The sequence below is a fragment of the Mycoplasma sp. 2704 genome (genome assembly GCF_034863285.1).
Classification (GTDB): Bacteria; Bacillota_I; Bacilli_A; order Mycoplasmatales; family Metamycoplasmataceae; genus Mycoplasmopsis.
On record NZ_JAYFFD010000006.1, the window covers coordinates 1 to 19,131 of the forward strand.

Annotated in this window: 20 protein-coding genes, 10 tRNA genes and 1 rRNA gene; 20 read left to right on the forward strand and 11 right to left on the reverse strand. The window is 28.6% G+C overall.

The features are described 5' to 3' along the window. Window positions 1–152: 152 nt before the first annotated feature. The 12 genes from VBM90_RS02645 (at window position 153) to VBM90_RS02700 (ending at window position 5,036) form a co-directional block, all read left to right on the forward strand. Window positions 153–229 (forward strand) — tRNA-Pro (locus VBM90_RS02645). A 7-nt stretch (window positions 230–236) separates the two neighbouring features. Then, window positions 237–313, forward strand: a tRNA-Ala gene (locus VBM90_RS02650). A 5-nt stretch (window positions 314–318) separates the two neighbouring features. Beyond that, window positions 319–395: transfer RNA gene (locus VBM90_RS02655), tRNA-Met, on the forward strand. 6 nt (window positions 396–401) lie between these two features. Continuing rightward, window positions 402–477 (forward strand) — tRNA-Ile (locus tag VBM90_RS02660). A gap of 3 nt (window positions 478–480) precedes the next feature. Then, window positions 481–573, forward strand: a tRNA-Ser gene (locus tag VBM90_RS02665). A 16-nt stretch (window positions 574–589) separates the two neighbouring features. Continuing rightward, window positions 590–664 (forward strand) — tRNA-Met (locus VBM90_RS02670). A 4-nt stretch (window positions 665–668) separates the two neighbouring features. Beyond that, window positions 669–745: transfer RNA gene (locus VBM90_RS02675), tRNA-Asp, on the forward strand. A 4-nt stretch (window positions 746–749) separates the two neighbouring features. After that, a tRNA-Phe gene (locus VBM90_RS02680) sits at window positions 750–825 on the forward strand. A 105-nt stretch (window positions 826–930) separates the two neighbouring features. Then, window positions 931–3,612: an isoleucine--tRNA ligase gene (ileS, locus tag VBM90_RS02685; RefSeq protein ID WP_323176798.1), complete on the forward strand. Its 2,682-nt coding sequence runs from the start codon at window positions 931–933 to the stop codon at window positions 3,610–3,612. Between the two features lie 2 nt (window positions 3,613–3,614). Beyond that, window positions 3,615–4,283 (forward strand): signal peptidase II, encoded by a 669-nt coding sequence (locus VBM90_RS02690; protein WP_323176799.1) that lies wholly within the window; start codon window positions 3,615–3,617, stop codon window positions 4,281–4,283. 193 nt (window positions 4,284–4,476) lie between these two features. Continuing rightward, window positions 4,477–4,582 (forward strand): 5S ribosomal RNA (gene rrf / locus VBM90_RS02695). A 130-nt stretch (window positions 4,583–4,712) separates the two neighbouring features. Continuing rightward, window positions 4,713–5,036: a thioredoxin family protein gene (locus VBM90_RS02700; protein WP_323176800.1), complete on the forward strand. Its 324-nt coding sequence runs from the start codon at window positions 4,713–4,715 to the stop codon at window positions 5,034–5,036. 8 nt (window positions 5,037–5,044) lie between these two features. Here VBM90_RS02700 and VBM90_RS02705 read toward each other — a convergent pair. Further along, window positions 5,045–5,120, reverse strand: a tRNA-Thr gene (locus VBM90_RS02705). 66 nt (window positions 5,121–5,186) lie between these two features. Continuing rightward, a complete protein-coding gene (gene ffh, locus VBM90_RS02710; protein WP_323176801.1) occupies window positions 5,187–6,545 on the reverse strand; it encodes a signal recognition particle protein in 1,359 nt (452 codons plus the stop codon). Window positions 6,546–6,650: 105 nt separating this feature from the next. On the opposite strand from ffh, the gene VBM90_RS02715 reads away from it, so the two are divergent. From VBM90_RS02715 to VBM90_RS02725, 3 genes are read left to right on the forward strand one after another with little or no spacing between them, the layout of a single operon-like run. Then, window positions 6,651–7,592, forward strand: coding sequence for an RluA family pseudouridine synthase (locus tag VBM90_RS02715; protein WP_323176802.1), 942 nt, complete (start codon window positions 6,651–6,653; stop codon window positions 7,590–7,592). Beyond that, the gene (locus tag VBM90_RS02720; protein WP_323176803.1) at window positions 7,585–8,535 is read left to right on the forward strand and encodes a hypothetical protein; all 951 of its coding nucleotides are present in this window, start codon (window positions 7,585–7,587) and stop codon (window positions 8,533–8,535) included. The genes VBM90_RS02715 and VBM90_RS02720 overlap by 8 nt, the downstream gene beginning before the upstream one ends. Before the next feature lie 25 nt (window positions 8,536–8,560). Beyond that, window positions 8,561–9,109, forward strand: coding sequence for a SprT-like domain-containing protein (locus VBM90_RS02725; protein WP_323176804.1), 549 nt, complete (start codon window positions 8,561–8,563; stop codon window positions 9,107–9,109). Between the two features lie 35 nt (window positions 9,110–9,144). On the opposite strand, the gene tyrS is transcribed toward VBM90_RS02725, so the two are convergent. Both tyrS and tapR read right to left on the reverse strand, forming a co-directional pair. Beyond that, on the reverse strand, window positions 9,145–10,377 hold the full coding sequence (gene tyrS, locus VBM90_RS02730) for a tyrosine--tRNA ligase (RefSeq protein ID WP_323176805.1): 1,233 nt from the start codon (window positions 10,375–10,377) through the stop codon (window positions 9,145–9,147). Between the two features lies 1 nt (window position 10,378). Further along, entirely contained in the window at window positions 10,379–10,963 is a 585-nt protein-coding gene (tapR, locus tag VBM90_RS02735; protein WP_323176806.1) for a TyrS-associated PheT N-terminal domain-related protein TapR, read from the reverse strand. 37 nt (window positions 10,964–11,000) lie between these two features. Here tapR and VBM90_RS02740 point away from each other — a divergent pair, with 37 nt between their 5' ends. From VBM90_RS02740 to VBM90_RS02760, 5 genes are read left to right on the forward strand one after another with little or no spacing between them, the layout of a single operon-like run. After that, window positions 11,001–11,852 (forward strand): DegV family protein, encoded by an 852-nt coding sequence (locus VBM90_RS02740; RefSeq protein WP_323176807.1) that lies wholly within the window; start codon window positions 11,001–11,003, stop codon window positions 11,850–11,852. A 1-nt stretch (window position 11,853) separates the two neighbouring features. Continuing rightward, window positions 11,854–12,249 carry a tRNA (adenosine(37)-N6)-threonylcarbamoyltransferase complex ATPase subunit type 1 TsaE gene (gene tsaE, locus VBM90_RS02745; RefSeq protein WP_323176808.1) on the forward strand — a complete coding sequence of 132 codons (396 nt, stop codon included), beginning with the start codon at window positions 11,854–11,856 and terminating at the stop codon, window positions 12,247–12,249. Next, the gene (gene tsaB, locus VBM90_RS02750; protein ID WP_323176809.1) at window positions 12,249–12,782 is read left to right on the forward strand and encodes a tRNA (adenosine(37)-N6)-threonylcarbamoyltransferase complex dimerization subunit type 1 TsaB; all 534 of its coding nucleotides are present in this window, start codon (window positions 12,249–12,251) and stop codon (window positions 12,780–12,782) included. The genes tsaE and tsaB overlap by 1 nt, the downstream gene beginning before the upstream one ends. Then, on the forward strand, window positions 12,782–13,714 hold the full coding sequence (gene tsaD, locus VBM90_RS02755) for a tRNA (adenosine(37)-N6)-threonylcarbamoyltransferase complex transferase subunit TsaD (protein WP_323176810.1): 933 nt from the start codon (window positions 12,782–12,784) through the stop codon (window positions 13,712–13,714). Before tsaB ends, tsaD begins: the two co-directional genes overlap by 1 nt. Before the next feature lie 53 nt (window positions 13,715–13,767). Continuing rightward, complete coding sequence (locus VBM90_RS02760; protein ID WP_323176811.1) at window positions 13,768–13,992, forward strand: TM2 domain-containing protein; 225 nt, start codon at window positions 13,768–13,770, stop codon at window positions 13,990–13,992. A gap of 144 nt (window positions 13,993–14,136) precedes the next feature. Here VBM90_RS02760 and tig read toward each other — a convergent pair whose 3' ends face one another. From tig to VBM90_RS02795, 7 genes are all read right to left on the reverse strand, one after another. Further along, complete coding sequence (gene tig / locus VBM90_RS02765) at window positions 14,137–15,438, reverse strand: trigger factor (protein ID WP_323176812.1); 1,302 nt, start codon at window positions 15,436–15,438, stop codon at window positions 14,137–14,139. A gap of 88 nt (window positions 15,439–15,526) precedes the next feature. Next, on the reverse strand, window positions 15,527–16,522 hold the full coding sequence (locus VBM90_RS02770) for an NAD(P)H-dependent glycerol-3-phosphate dehydrogenase (RefSeq protein ID WP_323176813.1): 996 nt from the start codon (window positions 16,520–16,522) through the stop codon (window positions 15,527–15,529). 46 nt (window positions 16,523–16,568) lie between these two features. Further along, window positions 16,569–16,643, reverse strand: a tRNA-Trp gene (locus tag VBM90_RS02775). Between the two features lie 20 nt (window positions 16,644–16,663). After that, window positions 16,664–16,885, reverse strand: coding sequence for an acyl carrier protein (locus VBM90_RS02780; RefSeq protein WP_257089230.1), 222 nt, complete (start codon window positions 16,883–16,885; stop codon window positions 16,664–16,666). Between the two features lie 14 nt (window positions 16,886–16,899). Then, window positions 16,900–17,358, reverse strand: coding sequence for an MHO_1590 family protein (locus tag VBM90_RS02785; protein ID WP_323176814.1), 459 nt, complete (start codon window positions 17,356–17,358; stop codon window positions 16,900–16,902). Continuing rightward, window positions 17,318–18,547 carry an MHO_1580 family protein gene (locus tag VBM90_RS02790; RefSeq protein WP_323176815.1) on the reverse strand — a complete coding sequence of 410 codons (1,230 nt, stop codon included), beginning with the start codon at window positions 18,545–18,547 and terminating at the stop codon, window positions 17,318–17,320. Before VBM90_RS02790 ends, VBM90_RS02785 begins: the two co-directional genes overlap by 41 nt. Before the next feature lie 4 nt (window positions 18,548–18,551). After that, window positions 18,552–19,007, reverse strand: coding sequence for an MG284/MPN403 family protein (locus VBM90_RS02795; protein WP_323176816.1), 456 nt, complete (start codon window positions 19,005–19,007; stop codon window positions 18,552–18,554). Window positions 19,008–19,131 lie beyond the last annotated feature (124 nt).

Here is a 19,131-nt window from a genome sequence, read left to right on the forward strand (position 1 = left end):
TTCAGACATTTTAATGAATTATTAAAATAACTATTCAGTTTTCAAAGAATATTTAACACCTTTAATGGTGTTTTTTTATTTTCAAAAAAATATAAAAAAAATTTCATAAAAATATTTTTTATATTATAATAATAACGCAACTAATGATTGTTGGAGAAGTAGCTCAGCTTGGTAGAGCACTACATTTGGGCTGTAGTGGTCGCAGGTTCAAATCCTGTCTTCTTCACCATTTATATGGGGGGTTAGCTCATTTGGCTAGAGCGCCTGCCTTGCACGCAGGAGGTGGTGGGTTCGAATCCCATACTCTCCACCATATATGGCACTGTAGCTCAGTTGGTTAGAGCATCCGGTTCATACCCGGAAGGTCAAGAGTTCGAATCTCTTCGGTGCTACCAAATTACGGACCTATAGCTCAACGGTTAGAGCAACCGGCTCATAACCGGTCGGTTACAGGTTCGAATCCTGTTAGGTCCACCATACGGGTGATTACCCAAGTCCGGCTGAAGGGACTAGTCTTGAAAACTAGCAGGGGCTTCACGGCCCGCGGGGGTTCGAATCCCTCATCACCCGCCAATAACAGGAGATACATAGCAGAGTGGAGCAGTGGTAGCTCGTCGGGCTCATAACCCGAAGGTCGAAAGTTCAATTCTTTCCTCTGCAACCAAAACGGTCCAGTGGTAAAGTGGTTTAATACGCCTCCCTGTCACGGAGGAGAACGCGGGTTCGATCCCCGTCTGGACCGCCATTATGGCCTTGTAGCTCAGTAGGTAGAGCAACAGATTGAAGCTCTGTGTGTCGCTGGTTCGATTCCTGCCGAGGCCACCAAAAATCCTCTAATTTGTTAACTTGTTAAGTTAGTAAATTAGAGGATTTTCTTATATAATTTAATTTATTTATAATTAATTTATAATTTAACAACAGGGAGAAAATATGGACTTCAAAAAGACTTTAAATATGCCACAAACAAGCTTTGAAATGAAAGCTAATTTAATTGAAAAAGAAAGTAAATATAGAGAAAAGTGATATCAAGATAACATATATCAAAGAATATTAGAAGAATATAAAGATAATGTGTCTTTCATTTTGCATGATGGTCCACCATATGCTAATGGAGATTTACACGTAGGTCATGCTTTAAACAAAATCTTAAAAGATATAATTGTGAGATGAAAAACTTTAAATAAATATTATTCTCCATTTGTTCCTGGATGAGATACACATGGATTGCCTATTGAACATAAAATGCTTTCAGAAAGCAACCTTAAGAAAGAAGAAATTTCACCACTTGAGTTAAGAATTAAAGCGAAAGCTTATGCATTGGAACAAGTCGAAATTCAGAAAGAACAATTTAAACAATTACAACTTTTTTCAGATTTTAAAAAGTATTACATCACTTTAGATAAGAAATATGTAGCTAAACAATTAGAAGTCTTTTCTAAAATGATTTTAGATGGTTTAGTATATAAGGGACTTAAACCGATTTATTGATCTCCTACTTCACAAAGTGCTTTAGCAGAAGCCGAAGTTGAATATAAAGAAGTAAGAAGTCCATCATTATATTTAAAACTAAGAGTTGTAAGTAGTAACTTTGACAAGATCCATAACGGTGATGATATTGTTGTTTGAACAACTACTCCTTGAACATTATTAGCTAACTCAGGAGCTGCTGTAGGGCTTAAAATTAAATATATCAGAGTTAAGGTTGAAAATGATACTCTAATTTTTTCAGAAGAATTATTTAAGAAATATGCTGAGAAGAATGAAATTTATGAATATGACATTCTAGATGAATTTTATGGGTATGAAGTTCTTGGTAAAAATATTTTATATTTCACACCAATCACTCGTTTATTAGCTCCGTTAGTTGTTGGTCATCATGTTACTGAAGAATCTGGTACAGGTATTGTTCATATTGCTCCAATGTTCGGAGAAGACGACTTTTTAATTGGGCAAAGATTTAATTTAGAACAAATTATGCACATTGCAGATGATGGAACTATCTTTGGAACAGGTACTGATTTTGATGGTTTATTTTATGATAGCGCAAACAAACCTATTGTTGAGTTTTTAGATGATAGAGTTATGAAATTGGAGTTTATGAAGCACTCATATCCACATGATTGAAGAACTCACAAACCAATTATTTATAGAGGTACACCTCAATGATTTGTTTCTATTGATAAAATTAGAAGAGACATTTTAGAAAATATTGAAACAAAAGTTTCAACATACCCAGAATGAGCTAAAACAAGATTAAGAAATATGATCGCAGAAAGAGGTGATTGAACTATTTCAAGACAAAGAACTTGAGGTGTTCCAATCATTATCTTTTATGATGAACATAAAAACCCTGTAATTGATAAAGAACAATTTGATTTCACAATTAATCAAGTTTTAGAGCACGATATCAATATCTGATGAGAATGAGATACACAAGACTTATTGCATCCAAAATACAAAGGTAGAGAATTTACAAGAGAAATGGATATTATGGATGTTTGATTCGATTCTGGTGTTTCATTTACTGCTGTTGATATTGATGATCGTTACAAAGCTCCATATGACTTATATTTAGAGGGAATTGACCAATACAGAGGTTGATTTAACTCATCTATCATTAACTCAGTTGCATATCAAAAAACAGCTCCATATAAGCAAATTGTTTCACACGGTTTTGTTTTAGATAAGAATGGTGACAAGATGTCAAAATCATTAGGAAATGTAATTAAGCCTATTGATGTTGTTAAAAAACGTGGTGCTGATATATTAAGATTATGAGCAGCTAATAGTGAATATACAAATGATGTAAATATTTCAGATGATATCCTCGATCAAAACACTGAAATCTATAGAAAAATCAGAAATACTATCAGATTTATGTTAGGTAATTTATCTGGTTTTGAATATGATTCTAATATTCAAAAAACAGGTATTCATGCACTTATTTCAGAACAATTAAATGAATTAAAATTAAACATTAAAAAAGCTTATGATGAATATAAATTCATTAATGTTGTTAAATTATTAAATAACTATGTTGTTGACTTATCTGGATTCTATTTATCAATTACTAAAGACATCCTTTATATAAGAAAAACAAACGATCCAGAAAGATTAATGGTTCAATCCAACTTATATGAAATCGTAGACTTTATTATTAAAGCAATTGCTCCTATTTTACCTACAACAGCTGAAGAAGCATACGAACACTTTAATAAAGCTACAAAGTACGACTCAATAATGTTTGATGCATTTGATTTTAATAATGTTGCAGTTAATAAATCATTAATTGAACAATTTGATGAATTCTTCCAATTACGTGCTGAAGTAAATGCTAAAGTTGATAACTTAATTAAAGAAGGTACAATTAAGAGAGTTAATGAAGTATATGTTAAATTACCAAATTCATTATCAGACTTTATCAAATCACTTGATTTAAAAACTTTATTAATGGTAGGTAAAGTATCATTTGAATCAAATAATGAATTAGAAATTACAACATTTGATTCTGAAAAATGTCAAAGATGTTGAAATCATTTCGAAAAATCAGAGATGATAGATAATTTATGTAATACATGTTATGAAATTGTAAAAGATTGGGAAGATAAATAATTATGAATAATCAAAAACAACAAAATAAAACTTTTGTTACTAAAATAGTTGAACACTTCAAAGTAAATTGAAAATCAATTTTAACTGCATATGTAATATTATTCATTGTTTTTGCAATTTTCTTAACAATAGACCAACTAACAAAAACTTTCCTATTTAAACATGGTGATGTTTTAAGATTAAGACCAGATGGCCAAGCTCCTTTACCAGATGGAACATACATTTTCCCTGAAAATATTTATCCATCAAATTCTGGTGAATGACAAAATTTTGGTTTATTTGGAATTAGATCTATTTGACATAAAGGTGTGACATTTTTGAAGACAACCGATATTGCTTTAATTCAAGGTTTAAGCTTTATGGTGGCTGTATTTATCCTAATATTGCCTTTATTCTTCACTAAGAATTCTTTATACTATTCAATCCCATTAGGTATCTTACTTGCAGGAGATTTCGGAAATGCGTTAGATAGAATTTTATTTAACGGTTATGTAAAAGATATGCTTTACTTACCTTGAGCAGATAAAGGTACATTCAATCTAGCTGATACATTTGTATTTGCTGGTATTATAGTATTCGTTATTATTTCAATTACAATGTGGATTAAAGAAGCACGTGATGAGGATAAAAATTTAGAATACGAAGCTAACATTTACATACGTAATAAATAATTCAGTAATTAAACAAACATCTCAACATTGTTGAGATGTTTTTCTTCTGCTAATTTTGTAAATTCATAGTATTAAATTTAGTTTCCTAATCAATGAATGTAAGTGACGAAATTTGTGTTTCATTGGAGATTAAAATTTTTTAGAAAAAAATTTAAAAAATATTTTTGTTTTTATTTATCAGTGCTATAATATTCACAGTGGTTATAGCAAAGGGGATCACCTGAATCCATTCCGAACTCAGTAGTTAAGCCCTTTAGTGCCGAAGATAGCTTTACAGTGAAAATAGGGAGCCGCTGCTTTTTTTATACCTTTTTTTAAAAATGTTATATCAAAAGCAGTAAAAAGTTTAAATTTCACAAAAAATAAGTGCTAAAAAGCACTTTTTTATTTTTTGGTATAATAATTACATATTGTTTAAGGGAGGCAAAAATGATTCACAATGATTTAACAAAACAAGATGTTTTTTCATTTTTAGATAATTCAAAAGGTGTAAAACTTTTAGTATTTTATACAGACTGATGTGGCCCATGTAAAATGTTATATGCAAACACATTAACTGAATTAGACCAAAAAGATAATGTTGAAATATTAAGAGTTAATATTGATAAAAACAGAGATTTTGCAAGAGAGATGAATATTACAAGTATTCCATATATTCAAATTTATAAAGATGCAAAATATGTAACTGCACTTTCAGGGTATTTACCATATTCAGAATTAAAATCTGTTTTAAACAAAGTGTCAAAAGAGTAATAAAAAAATGGTGCCAACAACTGGACTCGAACCAGCGACCCCTTCCTTACCATGGAAGTGCTCTGCCTGCTGAGCTATGATGGCACATTTAATAAGTTAATTTTATCAATAAAATTAAAAAAGCAACATAATTAAATGTTGCTTTTTGTTTTAGAATAATCCTCCAAGACCACCTAAACCACTTGTTCCACCATTTTTGAATTTATTAGCCATATCAACTATTCTTTTTTGCATTGACTCAAACTCATTAAGCAGTTTGTTGTATTCTTGAACGCTTCTTCCTGAACCTTTTAAAATTCTTTCTTTTCTAGAAGCTTGTTTTAAAAGTTTAGGATTTTTTCTTTCTTTCTTAGTCATTGAAGACATTAAGATTTGGTAAAGTTGCATTTTTTCTTCAGCTTTATCTAAGTCTTCTTCATTAATTTTATTTGATAAAGAACCAGGAAGCATTTTAAGTAATTTTGAGAATTTACCTAATTTCTTCATTTGCTTAATTTGATCCATTAAATCATCAAGGTCAAATTTACCTGAAAAAATTCTTTCAACCATATTTTTTGCTTTATCTTCATCAATGTTATCTTGCGCATGTTCGATAAGTGATAAAACATCACCCATCCCGAGAATTCTATCGGCCATACGGTTAGGGTGGAATAGATCAATATTAGATGTTTTTTCACCTGTACCAATGAATCTGATAGGCACATTTAGCACTTGACGTAAGCTTAATGCGGCTCCACCACGTGCATCTGAATCAAGTTTTGTAATAATTAAACCTGATAAACTTAAGTTATCATTGAATGTTTGAGCAACATTAACAATGTCTTGACCAGACATAGCATCAGCAACAAAGAATATTTCGGATGGATGAGCAATTTGTTTAATGTTTTTAAGCTCTTGCATTAACTTCTCATCAATTGATAAACGACCGGCTGTATCGATAATAATTAAGTCATTTTTATTAGCATCAGCTTGTTTTAATGCATTAGTTACAATTTCTTCTGCAGGAACTTCAACACCTTGCTCATAGTAATCAACTTGAATACTCTTTGCTAAAGTTACTAATTGTTGCACAGCAGCTGGACGATAAATGTCAGCTGCAACAACAAGTGGATTATTTACGAATTTTTTCTTTCTAAGATAGTAAGCAATTTTAGCTGTTGCTGTAGTTTTCCCTGAACCTTGAAGTCCACACATCATAATGATATAAGGTTTTTTTGTGATCGAAATTTCGGTAGTTTTTCCACCTAAAATATTCACAAGTTCTTCGTGAAAAATTTTAATCATTTGTTGTGATGGATTTAATTTACCTATAATTTCAGATTCTAAAGCTTTTGCTTTAACATTATTAATAAACTCTTTAACAACTCTTAAGTTAACGTCAGCTTCAAGAAGTGCTAATTTTACGTCTTTAGTTACTTCTAAAATATCAGCTTCATTTAGAGTTGTTTTTTTTGACATTTTTGCAATACTTTTTTGTATTCTTTTCTCTAAAAAATCTAACATAGTCATATTATAACATTAAAAACTTTTTATATAGTTTTCTCAAACGTACTAATAAATAAATATTTATTAGTAAATACAAATAAAATCTATAAAAAATATATAATTGAATTTATGATTGAATTAGTAGTTAAATATACTGAAAGAATTGATAAATATATTTCAAATAATACTGAAATATCACGTAATGATATTAAGCAACTTATTGATGAGAGAGTTGTAACAGTTGATGATGTTTTGGTTAATAAACCTAAATTTATGGTTAGAGAAGGTCAAGTAATTAAAATTTCAAGAGTACTTGATAAGGAAATTAAGGTAGTTCCTAAACAAATGGATTTAGATATTGTTTATGATGATGAATATTTATGTGTCATTAATAAACCAACTGGTATGACAGTTCACCCAGCTCCAGGTCATTATGAAGATACATTAGTGAATGGACTTTTATATCATTTTAAAAATAATTTATCAGACCAAAATGGATTGCTTAGACCAGGTATCGTTCATAGAATTGACAAAGACACAAGCGGTTTATTAGTTATCGCAAAGACTAATGAGGTTCACAATAAACTTTCTGAGTTATTTGCTACTCACGAAATTAAGCGTTCATATTTAGCAATTTGTGATGGTGTATTAGAAAGTAAAAAACTTAAATTAGTTTTACCTATTGGTAGAAATGCTAAAGATAGACTTAAAATGGAAGTAACTGATATTAATGCTAAACCAGCAACTACTCACGCTACTTTATTAAAAACATTTTACATTGATAACTTACCTAAATCACTTGTAAAATGCGAACTTGAGACAGGAAGAACACATCAAATCAGAGTGCATATGGCATATATTAAAAATCCAATTTATGGAGATCCAGTTTACAACAAGTATGTTGATGAAAATGGACAAAGATTACACGCTTATAAATTAGAATTACATCATCCTATGACTGGAAAAGAAATGGTGTTTTATTCAAAACCACCACACGACTTTGATGTAGCTGATTTTAATTTCGATGAATTTATAAAAGAAGATGAAATAAAGGAGGTATTGAATGCTTAAATGAAATTTAAGAGATTTTCTAAAATATCGTAAAGCAGATGAATTGTATGAAAAAGGACAAAAAACATTTGCTAGTTGAGTTTGACTTTTATTTGCTTCAATCACATTAATTGCTGCATTAACATTGGCCGGCTTCTTAATTGTGACAATTGGACACGATACATTTTTAAAACCTGAGACCACAAATTTATCAAGTGATGATGCAATTAAAGTCACAAATGAAAGTAAAAGTTTATTTATTTTCTACATAATAAATCAAATTTTTTACATAATTATTTTTTGTGCTGCTGCAATTGTGATAATTATTTCTTTTATCAAAGTTCGTAAGGAAAAAACTTATCTTAATTTCAATAGATGACCAATCCTATTATCAACAATTGTAGGACTATTTAGTGTTTTCACATTATTCAAGTACATTTTTAACGGTACATTCAATCAACCGGGTTTACCAAATATTGTAATTGCAATTGTTGTTATTGATGTTGTTACAACTATATTAACAATTGTTAACTGATTAATTCCTGCTAAAAAAGTTGTATTTATTATTAAGATGTTCTACTCAATTAAAATGGAAGAAGAAACACTTGCTATGGCTGCTAAAATGCAAGAGTTATTTAAAAATAACCCAAATGGTATTTCTGATTTATTTTCAGGATTTGCTAATGGCGCAAACTTAAATGATATTTTCAAAAATCAAAATAAATCAGCAGATGCTACTGATTCAGAAAAGAAAGATTCACCAGAAGAAGAAAAAATTCAAGCAGATGTTCAAAAGGAAACTGCAATCAAAAAACTTTTAGAAATTCCAAATGAGCAATTATTCAAAATGGCTGAATTATTAGGTATTAGTGGATATCAAGAAATGTCTAAAGATAAATTAGCTGAACTAATTTTTAATTACACAAAACAAGCTAAAGAGGAACAGAATAAAGAAAATGCTTAACAGGCATTTTCTTTATCTTTAATATATGGTTTACACACACAAATTACTTGCTGAAAATGAAATTTCAGTTGATAAAGATTGGTTTGTTTTATTAGGAGAAAGATACACTTACAAATTGCTTCCTAATAATTATCTTTACATATTTGACTTAAGTCAAAAAGTAGCAAAATCACTACGTTGTAGGTCTGAAAGAAGAATAAAACCATTATTATTGGAGTTTGCAAGAGAGCAAATTTCAATAATTATTCAGAAGTACTTTGATGAATATTCACAAATAATGAACATTGATAAAAGGTGAAGATGGGAGTTAAAAAACTCAAAATCATATTGAGGAAGATGTGTAATTAGATCATCAGATCCCAAAAAACAATTTTTAATAATGTTCAATGAGAGATTGTATTTAATCGATGAATATTTTATTAAAGAAACTGTGGTTCATGAATTATTGCATGCAGTAGGTTTTATTAAACATGATAAAACTTTTAAAAAAGAATTAGTTCGCTATTTACCTGATTTAAAAGAAAAGATTGAAGCTCATTATCATCCAATTTTGAGCAGAACTTCAAAGGTGTAAGAAAATTCTCATCAACCGATGAGAATTTTTCATTTCTATTTAATTTTGATTAAGTAAATATTTTTCTTACCAACGTGAAGAAGTGCGAATTTGTTATTTCATAAACTTGAATTTAAAACGCTGTCTTCATTTACTGGTTCTAAATTGAGCTTAATTGAATTATTTGTAATAAACTCTCTAGCTTCACGTTTTGATTTAATAATGTTATTTTGAATAAGTTGATTAATTAAATTTTGATCTTTAACTAATTCAAAATGGTTGATATCTTCATAAATATCAGATATTTCTTCTGTTGAATAATTTGATAAATCTAAATTTTTATTAAATAATATTTCTGAAATTAATTTTGCTTTTTTAGCTTCAGCACTAGAGTGAACGTCGGAAATAACTGCATAAGCAAGCTCTTTTTGAGCATATCTTAATGAAGGTTGCTCTTTATGTTTTTCGATAATTTGTTCAATTTGCTCTAATGGTAAAAATGTTAATCATTTAAGTAATTTTTCAACTTCGCTATCAGGTTGATTTAACAAGAATTGATACATAACAAATGGTTTTGTTTTTGATGCATCTAATCATAAACTACCACCACCTGTTGATTTACCAAATTTATTCCCATTTGCATCAGTTAATAAGTTAGCTGTAATTGCAACTGCTTTATGATCGTTTCCGTGCAATGTAGAAATCATATCTAAACCAGTTGTGATATTTCCTCATTGATCTGAACCACCGAATTGAATGCAAATATTTTTATCTTTGTATAAGGTAGCAAAGTCTCAACCTTGAATTAATTGGTAAGTGAATTCGGTAAAACTTAATCCTTTTTCAATTCTAGAAGCAACTGAATCTTTAGCAAGCATATATGAAATATTTACTAATTTACCTACAGATCTAAGAAATTCTAAAATATTCATATCTTTGTAAAAATCATAGTTATCAATAACAGTTAAACCGTATGATTCAAGCTGTGCCTTAATTTTATTTTTATTTTCTAGAACAGTAACATCATCAAGAAGTTGTCTTTCAGAATCTTTGAAAGAAGGATCACCAATCATTCCTGTAGCTCCACCTAGGATTGCATAAGTTGTAAAGCCTGCTTGTTTAAATCTTAATAAGTTAGCTATTTGAATGTAATTTCCTAAGTGTAAACTTGTTGCTGTTGGGTCAAAACCACAGTAAACTCCAACACCTTCCGGAAGTGAGTTGAATTTTTCCTCATTACTAATGGCTTTTAAAATACCACGGTTTCTTAATTCTTTAAGTACATTCATTTTAAAAATCAAAATCCTTTCCAATTTGTTCGCTTGTTCCGAAAATTAATCCTTCTCTATCGATTCCTAAAGTTCTGTATCCTGATAGCATTCCGTAACTTTTTACATTAAGCATTTGGCCTTCTAAGACTTCTAGACCACTAAAAACAGTTGTTCCTGGTAATGATAAAACAACAACTTTACCTTCTTGAGAATCTAATGTATTTGTAACTAATTGAATATGTTCATTTGTTTCTTTATTAATTAAAACTTCTAGAATAAATAACTTCTCACTTTTAGGGTGATTTTCTCTTTTTGTAATTAAACCGTAAATGATTTTAGGTTCATTTTCTAAAGCAAAACCATTTTTAACTAAAACTGAAGATAATTTTGCAATTTGTTCTGCATTTAATACACCAAATTTTGAACCAGGCTCAATATCAAGAAGCTTATTATCAAGTAAATTTATAGAATGTATTTTTTTATTATCATCTGAAAAAATAATCATATTATCAAGTTGTATTTGTTGAGTTTTCGAAACTCTACTATCAACAAAAATAATAGATACATTTGAGAATGATTTATGCAAATTATTAAACAATATCATAAACAAAATTATACATAAATTTAATATAATTGAATTTATGAAAAAGGTAGCTATAGTAGTAGATTCAGCTTCAGGATTAAATAAAAAACAAGCTGAAGATTTAGGATGATTTTATCTTCCTTTAAGAATTGAATTAGATGGAAAAACATACAATGATGGTATCGATTTAACACCAGAAGATTTTTTCACTTACTTTAATTTAGATACAAAAACCTACAGAACTTCTGCAACACCAATCGGGGTAGCAGAAGATTTAATTAGTGAGTTATCAAAAACACACGATTATGTTGTTGTTTTCCCTATTTCAAAACATTTATCAAGTCAATATCAAAACTTAAAGGCTCTTGAATCATCATATCCAAAATTAAGAGTTATTGAGTCAATTTTTGTTGCATCATTAATCACACTTCAAGTTTGAGATTTTGTTGAATTAATCAAAAATGGAACTGATGTTGATGAAGCAATTAGAGAAATTGAACAATGAGATGAGAGACAAAAAGTTTCAATTTTTCCTAAACACAATGAATACTTATTAAAAGGAGGAAGATTAACACCTGCTGCAGCTGTTGTTGCTAGATTGCTTAGAATCATTCCTATTGTAAGTTTCTATAAAGGGAAATTAGAAAAAGAAGGAAAAGGTTTAGTATTCTTAAAAACAATTTACAAGAATATTGATTCTAAATTAAAGGATAACGATAAAGATATCTTAATTATCCATTCAAATTCAGGCGACTTAAAAGATGTTGTTGATTATATAAAAAGCAAGGGGAAAAATAGAGTTTTCACAACATTATTACCTAACTGTATTTCAGTTCATACAGGGCCTGAAACTATTGTTGTAGTTCAATTATCTAAAAACTTAACTGAAGAAAAAATTAGTACATTATAGAATGCTAAAAAAAATTGTTTGTTCTAGTCTGCAAGACTTAGAACTTTTTATAAATCAAAATTTTGAACTATTTAAAGAGAAACAATTTTTATTATTATCAGGTGATTTAGGAGCCGGAAAAACTACTTTCACTAAATTATTAGGTAAAAAAATAGGTATAAAAGAGAAGATTACATCACCAAGTTTTTCATATATGAAAAACTATGATGGTCTAATTCATATTGATTTATACAACTTTAAATCTTCAATTGATGAGTTTGAAGATTATTTTGATGATAATTTAGTTGTTATTGAATGAGCGAACTTGCAAAATTTAGATTTTACACATTATGTAAAAATTAATGCATATATGAATGAAGACGAAAAACATGTTTTTGAAATTACAGAGGTTAAATAATGAATGTTTATTTAGATACAGCAACAGAGGATTTTGTTTTAGTTTTATTTGATAAAGATTTCAATGTTGTTGACTTTGTTTTATTAGAAGGTTATAAGAAAAAAGTTCAGTTAATAACTGAACAATTTCAACTGTTATTGAGCAAAAATAATTTAACAGTAGGTAAAATTAATAACTTTTATATAAACAAGGGACCAGGTTTTTTCACTGGTGTAAGAAGTTCTTTAGTTTACTTTAGAACTTTTGCTCTTTTATATAAAAAACCTCTCTTTACAATTAATACATTTGAAATTTTAGAAACATTAAGTCCTAATAGAGAAAACTTCTATATAGATGCACAAGGTTCAAAAGTATATTTTTATGATAAAAACGCCATTCAAATAGTTGATAAGGATTCAACTGAAGTTGACAAAGTAGATTATAAAAAGATGATTGATAGCTTCAAGGATTTTAAAGATAAATTCAAAGAAGAAAACACTATGGACGTAGAACCTTTATATATTAAACAACCTCAAATTGGAGGTGTAAACTAATGAGAATTTTAGGTATTGAAACTTCCCATGATGACACATCTTTAGCAGTTTTAGAAGATGGAAAAGTTTTAGATTTATGAACTATTTCACAAATTGATATTTTTAAAGAGTTCGGAGGAACCATTCCTGAAATAGCTTCACGTGAGCATGTTAAAAATATTGCACTTATTCAGGAATTAATATTGCAAAAATATGATCCAAATTCTTTTGATTATATTGCTTACACGAAAGAACCTGGTTTAATAGGAACGCTACAAGTTGGTTATTTATTTGCAAGTGCTTTTGCACTAGCAAAAAATAAACCTTTAGTACCTGTCAATCACCTTGTTGGTCACTTTTTATCAGCCACATTAACTAACGAAATTGCATTCCCTGCATTATGTTTATTAGTTTCTGGTGGACATACGCAATTAATTTATGCTAAAGATGTAGATGATTTGGAAATCATCGGAGAGACACTTGATGATGCTGTTGGAGAAGCTTTCGATAAGGTTTCTTCAAGATTAGGTCTAGGTTTTCCTGGTGGACCAATTATCGATAAGCTTTTCAAAGAATATGATGGTGAATTTACAAAATTAACATTTCCACACACAGATAATGAATTAGATTTTTCATTTAGCGGTCTTAAAACACAAGTTTTAAATAAAGTTAACAAAGCTCAAATGAAAAATGAAGAACTTGACAAGGAACAACTTGCTGTTTCTTTTCAAAAAACAGCTATTGACTACTTGATTGGTAAAACTAAAGCAGCATTAGAGAGATATGATGTTAAAACTTTAGTTTTAGGAGGTGGAGTTTCTGCTAACTCTTACCTAAGGGAAGAGTTTTGTAAATTGCATAAAAACACTATTGTTCCATCATTAAAATATGCAACAGATAATGGTGCTATGATAGCTCAAGTTGCCTATCTAGCTTTTTCCTGAAAAAAATAAAAAAACTTTTAAATAATTTATAATTAAATTTATAGATTAATTAGGAGGCATTTATGAATTCAGTATCACCAAAAAGCAGATTAGTTTTAACTTTATTATCATTCTTCTTAGGAGCATTTGGAGTAGACAGATTCTATGCTGGAAGAATCGGATTAGGTTTATTAAAACTTTTAGTAGGATGTTGAATTACAGCTGGAATTTGACCAATTGTTGACTTCATTTTAGCTGTTTGTGGAAAACAAAAAGATGCAAATGGTAACGAAATTTCAAAATGATAATTCAGTTATTACTAATTAAAATTATGTTTTTTTAAAATGAACAATATAAGTTGTTCATTTTTTAATTTACTTATTTTTATAGAGAACAAGGCATAAAAAAACTAACTCATATTATTTAAATGAGTTAGTTGATCATTAAAAGTATTATTTTGTAATTTTTGTAAAGTCACTTTCTAAGTTAGCTGCAGCTTCTGAGTTTACGTCAGATAAAATTAATGACATTCTTAATGCTGAGATAATTAAGTTGTTTGCTACAGATTTATTAAATCCAAACGCTTCGATTTTTGATGTAAATTCTGCGATTTGCTCTGCTGAAGCATTAACTGGATATTTAGTAACTCAGTATTGAATAGCTTTAGCGTTTTCAACATCTTTTGTAGCTTGTTTCACAAATTCTTGTTCTAAATCAGCTTCTGATGATTTGATTAATTGCAAGTATTCAGTTTTCTTCATTCCAAATTGTTTTAATTGTTTTTCGAATTCAGATTTTAATAATCCAAGTCTTTCTTCCACGAATGATGGGTGCAAGTTAACTTTTGCTAATTTGATTGTTTGTTCAATTAATGAAAGGTAGAATGAATCAACGTTTGAGAAGAATTTTTTAATGAAAACATTGTTTTTAAGTTCTTTTTCAAGTGATTTAAGATCTGTGATTTTTGGATCACCAAGTAATTTAACATTTTCATCTGTAAATTCGAATAATTTTAATCTCTTTATTGAGTTAATTGAAACTTGGAATACTGATTCTTTATTTTGGTATTCTTTAACGAAGTAGTCAGCAGGGAATGTAGCAACTACATCACCTTTTCAACCTACTGATTTACCAACAAGTTGATCTTCAAATCCTGGAATAAATGTTTTTGAACCTAATTTTAAATCGTAGTTTTCAGCTTCTCCACCTTCAAATGGTGTGTTGTCAATAAATCCTTTGAAGTTAATGTTAACTGTGTCTCCAAGTTTTGTTTTAGCTTTTTTATCTGTAATTTCTTCATTAACAGATAATTTTTCTTGGATATCTTCCTTCATATCATCAACATCTTTTTTAGCTACTTTAATTGATTTGTAGTCTAATTTTAATTTTTTAGGATCTACTGCAAAATCTGGTTCTTCAACAAAAATGTAAACTAAGTAAAGATCTTCACCATCTTTTTGTAAGTCTAACATTGGGTATCTAGCTGCTTTAATTTTGTTTTTTGCAGCATATTCAAAAACAGCTGGAAGATTTTCATTGCTAAATGAGTTAACTGTATCAGTAAATGCAGCTCTGTGGTCTACATATTTTTCGATTTCAGCTTTAGGAGCTTTTCCTGGTCTGTAACCTTTAACTTTAACTTTTTTAGCTAATTTGTCTGTAAATTCTTTTAATTTTTTATCAAAATCTGCTTGATTAATTTTAACTTTAACAACAACTTCTGATTTTTTCTTATCTTTTGTATGTGTAATCATGGTTACCTCCAATATTATTAATAAATTAATAATATTTTACACTATATTAAAAATTAAGGGTGTAAAAAATAAACATGCGAGAGCATGTTTAAATTATTGAATCTAAAATGACTTTTGGGTCTTTGTCATTGAATAAAACATCGATAATTCCTTGTAAAAACGGAATATCTTTAATGTTATATTCTTCAATTATTTTTTGTAATGTTATTGCTGTATCGTAACCTTCGGTAGTTACGTTTTGTGTTGCTAAAGCTTCTCTAACACCTACTTTTGCAACATTAATACCAAAACTAAAGTTTCTACTTGTAGGTGATGAACATGTTAAGAAAATATCCCCCATAGCTGCAAAATTGTAACCAATTGTATCTTCCTCATTAGGGAACATAGTTTTATATATTTTAAATATTTCATAAGTCCCTAATGTAAGGAGTCCAGCGTGTGAATTTTGACCCGGATATAAAACTGATGTCATTCCTAATCCAATCGCCAAAACATTTTTAAGAGCAGCAAATACCTCAGCACCTTTAATATCATCATATGGTTTTACATAAAAATGTGAATTATTAAAGCATTGTGCAACTTCTTGGTTGAATTTTGAATTTGTCCCCACAATGTTAACCATTGTAAGTTTTCCTTCAAAAACTTCAATTGCAAATGATGGCCCCATAATTGACGCAAGATTTTCAAGATTTTTATCAAATGCAGTAGTTATATAGTCAGAAAAGAATTGTTTTGTTTCAGGTTCAAGACCTTTTGATAAGTTGATAATGCTAATTTTTTTGTTTCCAAGCACTTTGGCTGATTGTCTTAAAATTGTACCAACAGCAACTGATGGAACAGCTAGGATCACTGTGTTTACATTTTCATAAAAGTAACCTAAATCATTTGTTGCTGAAATAAGATTAGAGTTTTTAAATGGAATCTCACCAAAAAATTTGCGATTATATCCATCGTTAATATCGCTAATTTCTTGTTCATTAATTCCATACATAATTACTGGAAAATTATTCTCAATTAAAATATTTGCTAATGCAGAACCGAATGCACCAGTCCCTAGCACACCGAATTTAATTTTTTCTTTCATATTACTAATTTTACTTTATTTAATATAAAAAAAGAGCACAAAAAAATGGCAGGAGTAGCAGGATTCGAACCCACAACACACGGGGTTGAAGCCCGTTGTTCTACCGTTGAACTATACTCCTAAAGCCATCTATATTATATATTATTTATCTAAAATCCTAATAACATCTTTAACTGTTTTTACATCTCTTAATTCATCGTCAGAAATTGTAATTCCTAATCTTTCTTCAGCATCAAAAATTAATTCAGCTAGATCAAGAGAGTCAACTCCAAGTTCTCTAATATTAGAGTCTTCTGTTATGTTTTTGTTTTTAGATATTTTTTTAAGTTCACTAAAAACTAAGTCTTTAATATTTGAATTCATGACTTAATTATATATTATTTAAGCTCTATTAAATAAGTTTTAGTTTTTACTTTGTCTTCATTAATGTGCTTCATATAAATAAAAATTTGATTTTTATTGATAATTTTATAATCGAACAAAATTGAACCATATTTTGTAGGAAATCTCCTGATTACGTCGTGGATTACAGATTTAACAATGTCTTCATCGATGTATTTAAATCCATATTCATCAACTTTTACAAATTTTTCAAAATATTTCGCCTCTAATGTTGGAAAAAATCAGGAATTCTCATCTTCTTCGTAATTGTAATAATTTTTGATTTTTCCATTATTTCTTTTTCATCTTTTGCCAGGAACTTCTTCAAACTGTTTTCTATTTTCTGATAAGTTTCTATGTAGAAAGTATGCACCAGTCCCTATTAAACCACCGACAACACAAATGAGTACAACTTTACTGATTTTTTTGATTAAGTCTTTTCTTTGTCTGTTCATCTAAAATGAACTCATTGAAGTTGAAAAATTCATCTTTAATTATTTTGATTGAATCTTTTAAGTCAATTACGAAGCGATATGTAACTTTAGGATTGTCATCATCAAAATAAGCAATTCTCAATCTTTTATCTGTATTACTTTCGTAAAGTTGAGTGGGTTTGATATCAAAAGTTTTGATGAAATCAAAATTGAAATAAGGTGTGGAAATTGGAAATTTAAAAGTTAATAGACCACTATATTGATATGGAATTTTTAAGGATTTACTAGGTATTAAACCTGGAATTTTGTTAATTGTCATATCTGATTCATTAGTAGTTAAATAGTCATCTATCCTTACCACCTTGTGATAACAGTTATTTTCAATTAGTCCAGAGTGATAAATATTATCGTCATTTTCTTTTTCTAAATGCAAATTAATTTTTTCATTTTTGGACAAGAAATTATTTATATGAACTTCATTGACATTAATTTGCATATCTGTATTTTTATTATTTTCTCCAGGCATCAAATTATCTTTTTTATCATTAAATTGTGTAATTTTCAATAAATTCGTGAATTGATTTGTATTATTAATTTTTGGTAATTCTAAAATGATATTGTGATAGTACTTTTTAGTTCAGTAAGTTGAATTTTCAGAAAAATTAAAAACATATGAGTAAGGTACTTTGATTTTAAATAATAAATTTTGTGGAGATATTTGTTGTGAATTCTTAATTTCATTCCCAAAAATTACCTGATATTCCTTAAATAATTCTTCCTCGATTCCCAGGACTTTGGATGTAAATGTAAACCTAATGAAGATTGAATTTAATTTATTGAATGGTGTATCTAACTCAATGAAATTCAGTCTCTTGAAATTACTAAGACCAAAATCGTCGGTACTAAATTCAGCTTTTTGTTCCTTATTAACAAAAACATAAGCTTTAATAGTAAATTTATTATTTAAAATGTTTAGATTAAATCTTCTTTTTAGAAGGTATCTAAGAGCTTCAGTAAATGGTGTATTGATTTTATCTTTAAATCCAAAACTGATGTCTGTATATCCATTTGATAAAATTCTATCTATACTAATAATAAATGGTAAATCAAAATTACTTGGATTAAAATTTCCTAGATTTCCACCATTTAATATGTTTACTTTGAAGTCTCTTTGTTCAACAATATAAGTATCCTGATTGTGTATGGACACAATGTTATACATAGTTGAAGTAGATTTCTATAAACTCTTTAATAGCATCTCGTTTCCTCTTGTAGAATGTGGTCTTTGAGAAATAATCAGTATATCATTCCTTGTTATATCTTGTTTCTTCATCACAATACATTTTGTTGATTATTCAAGAATTTTGAATTTTCATCAATGATAAAACTAATCCGACTAATGAAGAGTCTTTTTTGAGTTTGTTAGTTTCAATCTCGAGTTGTTTAGAAACCTCAGGATCATTTTTGTGTCTTAAAATAGTTTCTAAATTAACTATTTTACTTTTAAGATTTTTAATAAAAATATCTCTTAATTTAAATATATTATTGACTACTGCGCATTCTTGAGCATATAATGCTTTTTCTTGTGCTTCGGTTAATAGATTTTGTTGCATGTTTTCTCCGTTTAATGAATTTATATATGTAATTATTTTTTGAATATTTTTGGCCATATTTTTCCTCCTTTCACACTTATTTTGTAAAAAAATTACCGATTTTGATCAAAAAAATACTAAAAAAGAACAAAGCTATTGCTTTGTTTACATTTAATGCAAAAATAGAATATAAAAAAATGAT